Genomic DNA, 12697 nt, shown 5'->3' with positions numbered 1-12697 from the left:
TGAAGGGCAGGGATAGGTGATGACGCACGATCTAGAAGGTGAGGCGACGCAGGGTCTTGAACGTTCGTGCGCGGATGAAGACCGGATCGTCTCGGCGCCTGTTACCGCTGGCATCGAGCGCATCGAGGCGCATTTCCATGGCAACGCCTTCGACCTGCACCGTCATGATACGCTTGCCGTCGGCGTGACGCTTTCCGGTGTGCAGCGCTTCCACTACAGGGGCACTGTCAACCACAGCCTGCCCGGCCAGGTTATCGTGCTGCATCCCGACGAAGTGCACGATGGCGGCGCCGGGACCGAGGATGGTCTGCGCTACCGGATCCTCTATCTGGAACCGTCTCTGCTGCTCGACTGCCTCGACGGCGCGCCGCTGCCTTTCGTCAGGGATGCTGTGGTCAGCGATCCTGCCTTGCGCGGCACGCTGCTTTCGGCCTTGGCGCCGCTCGATGAGGAACTGGACGAGCTGTTCGTCGCCGATTTCGTTGCGGAGCTGGCGCAGCATCTGGGGCGTCATGCGGGACAGAAAGCAAAGCCGATGGGGAAGTCGGCCTCGCGTGCGGCAGCGCTGGCGCGCGGCTATCTCGAGGAGAATGCCGAGCGGTCCGTTCGTTCCGATGAGCTGGAAGCCGTCACCGGGCTCGACCGCTATGCGCTGTCACGCCATTTTCGCGCGACCTATTCCACCAGCCCGCATCGGTTCCTGCTGATGCGCCGGCTGCAAAAGGCAAGACGGATGATCGAGGTGGGCGAGCCGCTGGCCGAGATTGCCGTTGGCGCCGGCTTCAGCGACCAGAGCCATTTCAACAGGCATTTCAAGAAAGCATTCGGCCTGACGCCCGGCCGCTGGTCGACCCTGGTGCGCGGGCCTTCGGTAGCCGCCTAGGTCAGGAAGATCAATCGTCGATGTCGGCGTCGTCGTCGACGAGCACCAGCTCCTCGTTCGACAAATTGGCCTCGATGCGGGCGAGCAGCTTGAACAGCGTCTTCTGTTCTTTCTTGTCGAGGCCCTTCAAGGCCTGCTTTTCGGTCTTCTTCACCGACTTCTCGATGGCGTGGATGATCTCGCGGCCGGTGTCGGTGAGAAAGATATGCGCCTGGCGTGCATCCGCGGAAGAGGCGCGCTTTTCCAAAAAGCCCTGGGCCTGCAGCCGGTTTATGGTCTTGGTGATGGTAGGCGGGCGCACGCCCAGGCGGCCGGCGAGATTGCCGGGCGTCTGGCCGTCCTCGCGGTCGAGCGTCAGCATGATCTGGTCCTGGCCGGCATAGAAGCCGTGCGCCAGAAGCCGCGCCGCCAGCGCGGTCCTTGCCAGCCTTGCCGCCGAATGCAGCCGGCTCATCGTTGCAGTCTTGTCCGCCTTGGCCATGGTGATCCCTCTTCGGCCGTACCGGTGCGTGCAGCATAGACGCAGCCGGCCGGTTGGCAATCGACGATCAAAAAGATTCCGGCTTTTCGAAACAGCTTTGCCGGCAACCATTTGTGGTGCTCGAAATGGTGATGCCAGATGTTTATTTCAGTTAGATGACAAACGAGTTTCCGCCAAGGCGATTGCAACGGTTTGACGCGGCGCGGCTCAGCACAGGTCAACGAAGAGGCGTTTCCGGCGACACGTTGATGGTCGGCATCCCTCGCACTCGGCCTCTCGGGTCTACCCATCCGCTTCGTCAATCCTGGGTCAAACACCCAGGCGGTTTGCCTCGTGCAAAAGGCCGGCACACATCCTATATCAGGCCAACAATCCATTCTTGCGGCCCGCAACCCGTGGCCCAGCCATTTCGAGGCAAGATATGAGCGAAGCACAGACGCAAATCCCCGTGACCGTTCTCACCGGCTATCTCGGCGCCGGCAAGACGACGCTGCTCAACCGCATCCTGTCGGAAAACCATGGCAAGCGTTACGCCGTCATCGTCAATGAATTCGGCGAGATCGGCATCGACAATGATTTGATCGTGGAATCCGACGAGGAAATCTACGAAATGAACAATGGCTGCGTCTGCTGCACGGTGCGCGGCGACCTGATCCGGGTCGTCGAAGGCCTGATGCGCCGTCCCGGCCGCTTCGACGCCATCGTCGTCGAGACCACCGGCCTTGCCGATCCGGTGCCGGTGGCGCAGACCTTCTTCATGGACGACGACGTGCGCTCCAAGACCAGGCTCGACGCGGTCGTGGCGCTGGTCGACGCCAAGCATCTGCCGCTCAGGCTCAAGGATTCCAGGGAGGCCGAGGACCAGATCGCGTTTGCCGATGTTGTCGTGCTCAACAAGACCGACCTGGTGACGCCCGAAGAGCTGGCCAAGGTCGAAGCGACCATCCGCGCCATCAACCCGGCGGCCAGGATCCACCGCACCACGCGCGCCGGCGTGGCGCTGTCCGAAGTGCTCGACCGCGGCGCCTTCGACCTGTCGCGCGCATTGGAAAACGACCCGCATTTCCTCGAGGCGCACGATCATGATCACGACCATCATGACCATGACGGGCACGATCACCACGACCATGATCACGACCATCATCATCACGATCACGCGCATCCCTCCGACATCCATGACGTGACCGTGCAGTCGGTGTCGCTGCGCGGCGGCGAGATGGACCCGAAGAAATTCTTCCCGTGGATCGAGAAGATCACCCAGATGGAAGGTCCCAACATCCTGCGGCTGAAAGGCATCATCGCGCTCAAGGGCGACGACGAGCGCTATGTCATCCAGGGCGTGCACATGATCATCGAAGGCGACCACCAGCGCGCCTGGAAGGACGGCGAAAAGCATGAGAGCCGGCTGGTGTTCATCGGCCGCGAGCTTGACGCCGAGCGGCTGAAGAAGAGCTTTGACGCCTGCCAGGCGGCTTGATTTCCGGACTCTATGGCGCTAGCGCTGCCCGCTCTTCCTTCTCCCCTTGTGGGAGAAGGTGGCCTCGCGAAGCGAGGTCGGATGAGGGGTGCTCCAGCTCGGCACCGACGGCGATCCGTTCAACACCCCTCATCCGTCTCGGCGCTGCGCGCCGATCCACCTTCTCCCACAAGGGGAGAAGGTTGACGCCAGGCCTGGCCGCCTCAGTGGCTTCCCGGGAGTGGTGACAGCTTCATTGGAATGGTCCTGATGCCCACAGTTGCTCCCCTCGACCTGGAAGGTCACTGCCTTGCCGCCGTCTTCCTCGACAACGTGCCGCATTTTGCGCTCGCCGATGGGACAGTTCATAGGCTCGACAACGGCCACAAGACAATTCAGGCCAATGACGGCCTGCTCTCCACGTTGCATGACGCAGCCAACGACCGCCTGATCACCGGCGGCGAGGACGGCAAGATTTTTGCTGTCACCGCAGGTGGCACCGTCGGCGAATTGGCGAGCGCCGGCAAGAAGTGGATCACCAGCGTCGCCGCCGGGCCGCAAGGCGCTATCGCCTATGCCACAGGCAAGACTGCGTTCGTGCGCTTTGCCGACGGCAAGACCAAGGAGTTCTCGCATCCACGTTCGGTCGAGGGGCTGGCCTTCTCCCCCAAGGGCATGCGCTTCGGCGTCGCCCGCTACAATGGCGCGACGCTGCATTTCCCGGCCGCCGAGGGCAGACCGGTGGAGCTGGAATGGGCCGGCGCCCATACCGGCGTGACCTTCTCGCCGGATGGCGCCTTCCTCGTCACCACCATGCAGGAAAACGCGCTGCATGGCTGGAAGCTCGCCGACGGCAAGCACATGCGCATGACCGGCTATCCCGGCAAGGTCAAAAGCCTGTCGTGGAGCGTGAAGGGCAAGTGGCTGGCGAGTTCCGGCGCGCCGGCGGCGATCGTCTGGCCGTTTTCGGGCAAGGACGGCCCGATGGGCAAGGCGCCGCTGGAGCTCGGCACGCGCGGCAACGCCATGGTGACATCGGTTGCCTGCCATCCGAGCCAGGATGTCGTCGCCGTCGGCTATGATGACGGCATGGTCATGGCGGTGCGCTTTGCCGATGCCAAAGAGGTGCTGTTGCGCCGCCCAGGCATGGGCGCCATCACCGCGATGATGTGGGACAAGGAAGAGCGCCGGGTCGCCTTCGGCAGTGCCGCCGGCGACTGCGGCGTCATCGATATCTCGGCGTGACCTATTCGGCTCCGCACGACACCTTGCCGGTCAATTCTTTCGGCTTGCCGTCCTGTTCCGTGTCGGCGGCGTTGTCGTAGACGGCAAGCGTGTACCGGCCGTCATAGACGCCCTCGTCACTGGTCTTGGTCAGGATCGTCAGTTCGACAGAGTTGAATTTATCTCCGAGCTGATGCTCGTGGTAGACGTTCAGCCGCAACTCCTTGTCGTCCAGCCAGTACTGGGTGAGGTCGGAATCCTCGAAGACGGTCTTGCGCAGACTGTCGCCTTCCGGCCGGCCAAGTATCTCGAGATCGCCGCGAAAATTGAAGGTCGGGCCGCCCATACCTCTGGTGACCCCGGCGCCGACCTCGAATTGCACCGCTTTGTCATCGACGGAACACCAGACGCCGCCCGATGCGGAAGCCGCAGCGGCCGACAAGAGTAGCGCAATAGCGCAGATGATCGTCCGCATTTTTCTCCCCAAACCACAGACCCGATCGCATTGGCGCCCGACTGCGCCGGAAGGTCAAGTCTGCCGAACTTGCTGCTGACCCAATGCAGCGCACCAACACGGCCAATTGCGGTTGCCGTCGCCAATTGGGTAGTGTGCCGGCCGAGAGGGATTTCATGCACAGCACGAACAGTTATTCAAAGGCGTCCATCGGCGGTATCAGCCGTGACCGCATCGCTGCATTGCGGACAAGCGAGGCGAACACCTTCCGCAAGGCGCGGCCGAAATCGCAGGCCAAGGTCGGTAACGGCCTGCCAGGCTTCTTCGGCGGTGTGCCGATGCACTGGATGAACGACTGGCCGACGCCATTCCCGATCCTGGTCGAAAGCGCCAAGGGCGCCGCCATCACGGATATCGACGGCAACAGGCTGGACGATTTCTGCCTCGGCGACACCGGCTCGATGTTCGGCCATTCGCCGCCGCCGGTGGCGCGCGCCATCCGCCGCCAGGCCGGGCGCGGCCTGACCTATATGCTGCCTTCGGAAGATGCTCTGGCCATCGGGCCGCTGCTGCAAGAGCGTTTCGGTCTGCCGTTCTGGCAGATCGCCACCACCGCCACCGACGCCAACCGCTTCTCGCTGCGCGTCGCCCGCGCCGTCACCGGCCGCGAAAAGATACTGGTCTTCAACGGCTGCTATCACGGCTCGGTCGACGAGACGATGGTCCGGATGGTCGACGGCAAAGCTGTCAACCGGCCCGGCCTGGCGGGCGAATTCCGCGACCTGACCAGGATGGCGAAGGTCATCGAATTCAACGATGTCGCCGCGCTGCAAGCAGCGCTCAAGGACAAGGATGTCGCCTGCGTCATTGCTGAGCCGGTGCTGACCAATTCCTGCATGGTGCTGCCCGATCCGGGTTTTCACGACGCCTTGCGCAAACTGACGCGCGCGGCCGGAACGCTGCTGCTGATCGACGAGACCCACACCATCTCGACCGGCCCAGGGGGCTACACCAGAAAATTCGGGCTCCAGCCCGACCTTTTCGTGCTGGGCAAGCCGATCGCCGGTGGCGTGCCGGCAAGCGTGTGGGGCATGAGCGACGAGGTCGCCTCGCGCTATGCCGACTACAATCGAACCAAGGAGCCGGGCTATTCCGGCATGGGCACGACGCTGTCGGCGAACCCGCTGCAGTTCGCAGCCATGCGCGCAACGCTCGAAGAGGTGATGACGCAGGAGAATTATGCCCGGGCGGATCGCCTGGCCCTGCGGCTCGATGCAGGGCTGACCGGCGTCATCGACCGCTACAATCTGCCATGGCATGTCGCCCGTGTCGGCGCCCGCGTCGAGTTCATCTGCGCCCCCGGCCCGCTCAGGAACGGCGCCGAAGCCGAGACTGCGCATGCGCCGGAGCTTGAGGCGGCTATCCATGTCGCGCTGGTCAACCAAGGCGTGCTGATCGCGCCTTTCCACAACATGATGCTGATCTCGCCAGCTACCACCGCCACCCAGGTCAACCGGCTGATCACCGCCTTCGCCACGGTTGCGGCAAGGCTGACGGCATGAGACAAGCAGCCAACAAGCAGGCGATCAACAAACAGGCGCCAAAGCAAACCTTGAGTACAGTAATCATGACTTCACCTTCGGGCTCGACGCCCGCCGAGGCGCAAGCCTTTCTCGCTGCTCATCCGGAAATCGAAGCCTTCGATATCGTCTTGACCGACGCCAACGGCGTCGGCCGCGGCAAGATCGTGCGCCGGCATGAGCTGAAAAGCATTTTCGAGGGCGGCCGCCACATGCCGATCTCGATCCTCGGCCTCGACATCACCGGCGAGGATGTGCACGAAACCGGGCTGATCTGGACGACAGGCGATGGCGACCTCAGGGCCTGGCCGATCCCCGGCACGCTGGTGCCGCTTTACGGTACCAACCCGCCGCGCGGCCAGTTGCTGATGGCGATGTACCATCTCGAGGGACAGCCAATGTCGTCGGACCCACGGCTGGCGCTGGCCAGGCAGGTCGACATATTGGCCGCCAAGGGCCTCTATCCCGCCGGCGCCTTCGAGCTCGAATTTTTCCTGCTCGCCAATGAGCGCGATGCCGACGGCAAGGTGAAGCCGGCGGACGCGGTGCTCGACGGCCGCCGCTCGGCCAAGACGGAAGTCTATTCCGTCGACCATCTGCACGGCATGGAGCCGCTGTTTTCCGACATCTATGCCGCGGCTAAGGCGCAAGGCATTCCGGCCGAAACGGTGATTTCCGAATACGCGCCCGGCCAGTACGAGCTGACGCTGAATTACCGCAAGGATGTCATGCGGGCGGCCGACGACCTCGTCATGTTGAAGCGGCTGGTGCGGGCGCAGGCGCGCCGCCATGGTGTTACCGCCTGCTTCATGGCCAAGCCGATCGAAAAATATGCCGGCTCCGGCATGCATTTCCATGTTTCGCTGCAGGACAAGAACGGCCGCAACGTTTTTGCCGAAGCAGGCGGCGAAAGCTGGTCGCTGCCGCTGCTGCAGGGGCTCGGCGGGCTGATCCAGACCATGGCCGAATCGATGCTGGTGTTTGCGCCGCACGCCAATTCCTGGCGGCGCTTCGTCTCGCAGTCCTATGCGCCGGTGGCGCCGACCTGGGGCGTCAACAACCGTTCGGTGGCGCTGCGCGTGCCGGCCGGCGACGCCAAGAATCGGCGCATCGAGCACCGGCCGTCGGGCGTCGACGCCAATCCCTACCTGATCGCGGCAACGGTGCTGGCCGGCATCATCAAGGGTCTGGACGAAGGCCTCGACCCCGGCCCCGAAACCACTGGGAATGGCTATGAAGCCGCCGTCACGCGCACGACCATGCCGGTCGACTGGCGCGCCGCGATCGAGGCGGCGCGGGCCTCGAGCTTCCTGAAAGAGGCGCTTGGCGAGGATCTGCATCGCACCTTCGTGGCGATCAAGCAGTCCGAGTATCTGCGCGTCGCCCGCACCGTCAGCGAGCTGGATTACCACCTCTACCTCCATGAGGTCTGAGAGACCGCCTGGAACTCGGACAGTCGTCCTGCTAGCCCGACGATCAGGCGGCGATCACTTTTTCGCCGCCTGCATCAAATGAGGTGGCGCTGCAGCCGTCTAGAACATAACATGAACGGATGAGCGCACGCACCGTCCGTGAAAAGCTGGCGATCCTGTCAGACGCCGCCAAATACGATGCTTCTTGCGCCTCGTCTGGGTCGGCGAAGAAGGATTCGCGCCAATCCGGCGGTATCGGCTCCACCGAAGGCATGGGCATCTGCCATTCCTACGCGCCGGACGGCCGCTGCATTTCGCTCCTGAAAATCCTGCTGACCAATTTCTGCATTTACGATTGCAGCTACTGCATCAACCGCTCGTCATCGAATGTGCGCCGCGCCCGCTTCGGCATCGACGAGGTGGTGAAGCTGACCATGGACTTTTATCGGCGCAACTACATCGAAGGCCTGTTCCTGTCCTCCGGCGTCATCCGTTCGCCCGACGAGACCATGGCCGAAATGGTGGAAGTGGCGCGGCGGCTGCGGCTGTACGAAAAATTCTCCGGCTATATTCATCTGAAGACCATTCCGGAAAGCTCGGCCGAACTGGTCGAGCAGGCCGGGCTCTACGCCGACCGGCTGTCTATCAATGTCGAACTGCCGACCGATGAAGGCGTGAAGAAACTAGCGCCGGAGAAGAAGCCGCAAACGATCCGGCTTTCCATGGCGAACCTGCGCCGGAAGATGGAGGAAAAGGCCGAGCCGACGTTGCGGACCAAGAAGCGCGAACGCTTTGCGCCCGGAGGTCAGTCGACGCAGATGATCGTCGGCGCCGACAAGACATCCGACGACGGTATCTTGCACTCCAGTGCGCGGCTCTATGGCAGCTACCATCTGCGGCGCGTCTATTACTCCGCCTTCAGCCCGATCCCGGATTCGTCATCGTCGCTGCCGCTCCAGAAACCGCCGCTGATGCGCGAGCACCGGCTCTATCAGGCCGACTGGCTGATGCGCTTCTACGGCTTTTCGCAGCCGGAAATCCTCGCCGGCAGCAGCGACGGCATGCTCGATCTCGCCATTGACCCCAAGCTCGCCTGGGCTTTGCGCAATCGGGCGAGGTTTCCCGTCGACATCAACCGCGCCGACCGCGAAGCGCTGCTGCGGGTTCCGGGTCTGGGCACCAAGGTGGTGGCGAAGATCCTTGAAACCCGCCGCCACCGACGCATGCGGCTGGAAGATGTCGGACGGATCTGCCATTCGATCGCCAAGCTGAGGCCCTTCATCATCGCCGAAGGCTGGTCGCCGGGCGGACTCACCGACAAGACAGGCCTGCGCGATACGATCGTAAAGTCCTGCGAACAACTGTCGCTGTTTTGACCATGCAGCCGGCCCAGCTCGACCTTGCCCGATACACTGTCCGGCTAGCGAGCCAGACCGATTTCGCCGGTTGGCGCGATGCGGCACGGCGTCTGGCGCTGAATGAGGTCCGGCCTGAGGATATTAGTTGGGGTGTCGGGTCCGACGCCAATGATCCTCAAGATGCCTTGCCGGCGGTGCCAGAGGGCGCGCAGCTTACCGTCCCGCGCGAGTTCATCGCCCATGCCGAAACCGCCTTCTGCCACTCCGACCCCGGCCGGTTTGCCTTTCTCTACTGGATGCTTTGGCGCCTGCGCACCGAGCCGAAACTGCTGGCGATCGCATCCGATCCCGACACCAGGCGGCTCGAAGCCATGGAAAAGGCGGTGCGGCGCGACAGCCATAAGATGCATGCCTTCGTACGCTTCCGGAATATCGGCGACGGCGAGAACGAGCGCTACGTCGCCTGGTTCGAGCCGGAGCATTTCATTGTCGAGCGCAACGCGGATTTCTTCGTCCGGCGGTTCACCGGCATGCGCTGGACCATCCTGACGCCCTATGCCTCCGCCGACTGGAACGGCGAAAGGCTGGCGATCGGGCCGGGTGCGGCCAAGGGCGATGCACCCGATCAGGACGACACCGAGGCGTTGTGGCTGACCTATTTCGAAAACATCTTCAACCCGGCGCGGCTCAAGGTGAAGGCGATGCAGAAGGAGATGCCGAAGAAATATTGGCGGAACCTTCCCGAGGCCTCACTCATTCCAGATCTGATCGCAGGAGCGGACGAGGCCGCCAGGGATATGATTGCCAGACTGCCGACAATGCCGGCGCCGCACCACGCCAAGCTGCAGGCGAAACATTGGCCGAAGCGCGAGCCGGCCGAGGCGCCGGACGATGACGCCAACACCATTTCCGAGCTACGCGAAGCCGCGAAAGGCTGCCGCCGCTGCCCGTTGTGGCGCGACGCGACACAGACCGTGTTCGGCGAGGGGCCGGATGATGCCAAAGTGGTCTTCGTCGGCGAACAACCGGGCGATCAGGAAGATCTCGCCGGCAAACCTTTTGTCGGGCCAGCGGGCAAAGTGTTCGATGCAATTCTCGATGACGCAGGCGTCGACCGGCAAAAAGTCTACGTCACCAACGCCGTCAAGCATTTCAAGTTCGAGCCGCGCGGCAAGCGCCGCATCCATTCGAAGCCAAATGCCGGTGAAGTCCAGGCCTGCCGCTGGTGGATCGGCCGGGAGCTTGAGCTGATCAAGCCGGACCTCGCCGTGGCGCTTGGGGCAACGGCGGCGTTGTCGCTGCTGGGCAAGGCCATTGCCGTGACGAAAATGCGCGGCCAGGTGATCGAGCGCGAGGACGGTTTGCGCGTGTTCATCACCATCCATCCTTCCTTCATCCTGCGTATTCATGAGCCGGCGGACAAGGAGGCAGAGCGCGAGCGGTTTCTCAGCGATATGAGAGAGGTGAAGCGGCTTATGGGGTCGTGAGATGAGCGAAAGCCTCAGCGACATGTCATCCACGGGCGGAGCCAAGGAGGGAAGCGACGCAGCGCAGACCCGAGGATTCATGCCGCGACGTTTGGACGCTGCTACGGTGCAGAATTCTGCTCCGCTGCGCTCGACGGCTAACATCACGGAATGGACCCGGGGCTTCGCGACGGAGCTTCGCTCCTGCTTCGCCCACGGATGACGAAGCTGAGTGGCTTCAGCCAATCACCTACGGTCGTGAATCCAACGTTGGAAACTTCGGCCGCCACGGCCGAATTAACTGATTAGGATTGCCCTCAGATCATTCACATTCGTACCCGTCGGCCCCGGCACGAACAGATCGCCGATCGCGTTGAACGCCGTCCAGGCATTGTTGCCGGCCAGCATCGCCTTGGCGTCGATGCCGGCGGCACGCATGCGCGAGACAGTCGAGCCATCGGCAAAGGCGCCGGCATTGTCTTCAGAGCCATCGATGCCGTCGGTATCGGCGGCCAATGCATGAATACCTTCCGCGCCGCTGATACCGATGGCAAAGGCGAGCAGGAATTCGGAGTTGCGGCCGCCCTTGCCCCTTTTTCCGTCAACAGGGGCCCGCAAGGTCACGGTCGTCTCGCCGCCGGACAGGATCAGCACCGGCTTTTTGAACGGCCGGTTGCGCGTCGCCACTTCGCGCGCAATGGCTGCATGCACGCCACCGACCTCGCGCGCCTCGCCCTCGATGGAATCGGAGAGGATGACGGCTTCGATGCCCTGCCGTTTTGCCTCAGCGGCTGCCGCTTCCAGCGACACGCCAGCCGAGGCGATCAGGTGCACTTCATTGCGTGAAAAGCGCTGGTCATCCGGATCTGGCGCATCGGCCTCTGGCGAGTTGATGTGCGCCATGACGGCGTCGGGCAGTTTCATGCCGTAGGCCGCTATCGAGGCCAGCGCATCGGCGCGGTTGCCGGAGTCGGGCACGGTCGGGCCGGAGGCCACCAGCGCCGGGTTGTCGCCGGGAATGTCAGAGACAACCAGTGATACCAGTTTGGCCGGCCAGGCGGCAGCTGCCAGCCGGCCGCCCTTGATGGTCGAGAGATGCTTGCGGATTGTGTTCATCGCCGCGATCGGCGCGCCGGAGGCAAGCAGCGCCTCGTTGACGGCGATTTCGTCGGCGAGCGTCAGGCCGGCGGCAGGCGACGGCAGCAGCGCCGATCCTCCGCCCGATATCAGCGCCACTACCAGGTCGTCCGCAGTCAGCCCTTGCACCTTTTCGAGCAGGCGCCGCGACGCCTCAAGACCGGCAGCGTCCGGTACCGGATGTGCCGCCTCGATGATTTCGATGCGCTCGCATCTGGCGCCATAGCCGTAGCGGGTGACGACCAGCCCTTCGATTGGGCCATCCCACACCTTCTCGAACGCGGCCGCCATGTGCGCCGAGCCCTTGCCGGCGCCAATGACAATGGTACGGCCCTTGGGCCTGGCCGGCAGATGATCCCTGATGGTCCGTTCAGGATCGGCAGCGGCAACAGCGGCATTGAAGATCGAGATGAGAAAGGATTTGGGATCGAGCACGGTTATCCTTGGCCGTAACTGGCGGTTTTCAAAATGAGCAAACGTTGGCGCTGCCCCTCACCCTCACCCCGTGAAAGACGGGGAGAGGGGATCGCCAGCGCTCGAGCTTGTCCTTTCTCCCGTCACTATACGGGGAGAAGGTGCCGGCAGGCGGATGAGGGGCAGCGCCAACGTCACGATTTACCTTCCGGCGGCAGCGCCAATTGTGTCCGATCGACGCCGAGATGATCGCACAGTGCATCGACGACGACGCCATGATCCTGGCGTTCCGGCAGGCCGGAGACGGCGATGACGCCGATGACGCCGGCACCCTTTACAGTCACCGGAAACCCGCCGCCGGCCAGTACGTAATCAGCAATATCCAGCCCCTCGCCGACCTTGAAGGTGCGGTCCGGTCGCTGCTGTTCCAGCACCAGACGATAGGTGCTCCTGAGGTAGCGCTTGACCACATTGATCTTGCGTCGTGCCCAGTCGGGGTTGGAGGCGTTTGAACCGGGCATCGCGGCATAAAACAGCGGCCGATCCCACAGCCTGATATCGACAATGATGGGCAGCTTTTCGGCCAGCGCCCGCTCGCGGATCGCCGCGCCGACCTTGAAGGCGACGGCCTCGTCGAAGGCCGGGAAGACCAGCGTCTCTTCCTGTTTCTGGATCAGAGCGATGTCGTCCGCGGCGGCCATTTTGTTCTCCGAAATCGTCACAAATCGTGTGTACGACAAGCTCCGCCCGGTCAAGGTCTCGTCGCGGTGGTGGTCTTGCCCCGCCAGGGTCGACCCCCACTCCGTCGAGCTTCTCTCGACACCTCTCCCCC

11 protein-coding genes are annotated in these 12697 nt (G+C 63.3%); 7 read left to right on the top strand and 4 right to left on the bottom strand.

Features of this window, described 5'->3' with window-relative positions:
* The first annotated feature begins 19 nt into the window (after positions 1-19).
* Positions 20-883, top strand: a complete 864-nt coding sequence (locus NKJ57_RS09895; RefSeq protein WP_023711333.1) for an AraC family transcriptional regulator — start codon at positions 20-22, stop codon at positions 881-883.
* Positions 884-893: 10 nt separating this feature from the next.
* Here NKJ57_RS09895 and NKJ57_RS09890 read toward each other — a convergent pair whose 3' ends face one another.
* The gene (locus NKJ57_RS09890) at positions 894-1364 is read right to left on the bottom strand and encodes a MarR family winged helix-turn-helix transcriptional regulator (protein ID WP_023694717.1); all 471 of its coding nucleotides are present in this window, start codon (positions 1362-1364) and stop codon (positions 894-896) included.
* Positions 1365-1785: 421 nt separating this feature from the next.
* Here NKJ57_RS09890 and NKJ57_RS09885 point away from each other — a divergent pair, with 421 nt between their 5' ends.
* Positions 1786-2841 (top strand): CobW family GTP-binding protein, encoded by a 1056-nt coding sequence (locus NKJ57_RS09885; protein WP_352510583.1) that lies wholly within the window; start codon positions 1786-1788, stop codon positions 2839-2841.
* Between the two features lie 249 nt (positions 2842-3090).
* Positions 3091-4065, top strand: a complete 975-nt coding sequence (locus NKJ57_RS09880) for a WD40 repeat domain-containing protein (RefSeq protein WP_352510582.1) — start codon at positions 3091-3093, stop codon at positions 4063-4065.
* A gap of 1 nt (position 4066) precedes the next feature.
* Here NKJ57_RS09880 and NKJ57_RS09875 read toward each other — a convergent pair whose 3' ends face one another.
* Positions 4067-4519: a hypothetical protein gene (locus tag NKJ57_RS09875; protein ID WP_023683507.1), complete on the bottom strand. Its 453-nt coding sequence runs from the start codon at positions 4517-4519 to the stop codon at positions 4067-4069.
* A 155-nt stretch (positions 4520-4674) separates the two neighbouring features.
* On the opposite strand from NKJ57_RS09875, the gene NKJ57_RS09870 reads away from it, so the two are divergent.
* The 4 genes from NKJ57_RS09870 (at position 4675) to NKJ57_RS09855 (ending at position 10335) form a co-directional block, all read left to right on the top strand.
* Positions 4675-6060: an aspartate aminotransferase family protein gene (locus tag NKJ57_RS09870; RefSeq protein ID WP_352510581.1), complete on the top strand. Its 1386-nt coding sequence runs from the start codon at positions 4675-4677 to the stop codon at positions 6058-6060.
* Positions 6061-6125: 65 nt separating this feature from the next.
* Positions 6126-7511 (top strand): glutamine synthetase family protein, encoded by a 1386-nt coding sequence (locus NKJ57_RS09865; RefSeq protein ID WP_023742588.1) that lies wholly within the window; start codon positions 6126-6128, stop codon positions 7509-7511.
* Between the two features lie 119 nt (positions 7512-7630).
* A complete protein-coding gene (locus NKJ57_RS09860) occupies positions 7631-8866 on the top strand; it encodes a putative DNA modification/repair radical SAM protein (protein WP_023742587.1) in 1236 nt (411 codons plus the stop codon).
* 2 nt (positions 8867-8868) lie between these two features.
* The gene (locus tag NKJ57_RS09855; RefSeq protein WP_352510580.1) at positions 8869-10335 is read left to right on the top strand and encodes a UdgX family uracil-DNA binding protein; all 1467 of its coding nucleotides are present in this window, start codon (positions 8869-8871) and stop codon (positions 10333-10335) included.
* Between the two features lie 276 nt (positions 10336-10611).
* Here the strand turns inward: NKJ57_RS09855 and NKJ57_RS09850 are convergent, their stop codons facing one another.
* Positions 10612-11892, bottom strand: a complete 1281-nt coding sequence (locus tag NKJ57_RS09850) for a glycerate kinase type-2 family protein (protein WP_023703652.1) — start codon at positions 11890-11892, stop codon at positions 10612-10614.
* A gap of 167 nt (positions 11893-12059) precedes the next feature.
* Positions 12060-12566, bottom strand: a complete 507-nt coding sequence (locus tag NKJ57_RS09845) for a heme-degrading domain-containing protein (protein WP_023711326.1) — start codon at positions 12564-12566, stop codon at positions 12060-12062.
* Positions 12567-12697 lie beyond the last annotated feature (131 nt).

The sequence above is a fragment of the Mesorhizobium sp. M0077 genome (assembly GCF_040322955.1).
Lineage (GTDB): Bacteria > Pseudomonadota > Alphaproteobacteria > Rhizobiales > Rhizobiaceae > Mesorhizobium.
The sequence above is the reverse complement of the archived record's forward strand: the minus strand, read 5'-3'. Positions and strand labels throughout refer to the sequence as shown.